This is a genomic window from Vreelandella olivaria, from assembly GCF_023507745.1.
In the GTDB taxonomy this organism is placed as follows: Bacteria; Pseudomonadota; Gammaproteobacteria; order Pseudomonadales; family Halomonadaceae; genus Vreelandella; species Vreelandella olivaria_A.
This window is the reverse complement of record NZ_JALPZO010000037.1, coordinates 1-828: the sequence shown is the minus strand read 5'-3', so window position 1 is coordinate 828 and position 828 is coordinate 1. Positions and strand designations below refer to the sequence as shown.

The window sequence follows — 828 nt, the reverse complement described above, 5'->3', positions numbered from 1 at the left end:
ATAACGCGCGTGGGGCTGGCCGCCAAACTCACCAGTATCGGCAGCGCTGTAGGGGTTGGGCTGGATACCTACGCGACCCGTGACACTATCGCCGAGGCGTGCGCCACAGGGCGCGAGGAAGAGTGCCAGCGTATCCAATATGTCGAGTATGGAAAACTGGTGGGGCGTACTTTTGGTGGTGGAGCAGGCGCTATTGCCGCCCCTTCCAGTGGTGTATGTCTGGTGGTCAGTCTTAATCCCGGCGGTAAAGTGATATGTGGCATGGTGGCCGCAGGCGCGGGTGCCTATGGGGGCGCCAAAGCAGCGGAGCCGCTCGGTGAGCAGGCAGGACTATTCTTCTATCGAACACTACATGGCGATAATAACGATGACAATCGCTGAAGCCATTGTAGGGTTTGGTACTGGTATCTTCGGCTTGGTCGGCTTGGCTTTGATGTTGATTGCTGCTCTCGTCGCATTGTTCAAAATTGATGAGGCGGATCGTTATTTTGGAGCGTGGGAGTCTCCCGAACAGCTATACCTCAAGGGGCTGCCCTTTTCCCTTTCGCGTATGACATGTTATGGGCTGACCATATTATTCAAAGGCAGACGCGTTATAAGGCAATTTAATCCTCAAGGGAAAGAACACTTGATTGACCAAGCCCCGGTGAGACTAAAACGCCTGTTGGTGTGGCTCTACACGTCGTGGATACTATGCTTTGTTTTTGCGATAGCTATAGGTAGCGCCGGTATGCTGTTTGGGGTTTGGTAGGTGTTGCAGCAGCGTGCGGCAGTGCATAGCCTGCGCACCGCGCCGCAAGGCTTCCGCCAGTTCGAGATACCCACGGT

General features: G+C 54.8%; 1 protein-coding gene. It reads left to right on the top strand.

Annotated features, from left to right (window positions below; translation table 11 throughout):
• A partial coding sequence (locus HP566_RS03170) for a hypothetical protein (protein WP_249975815.1) occupies positions 1-381 on the top strand: 381 nt, incomplete at its 5' end.
• Positions 382-828: the final 447 nt, after the last annotated feature.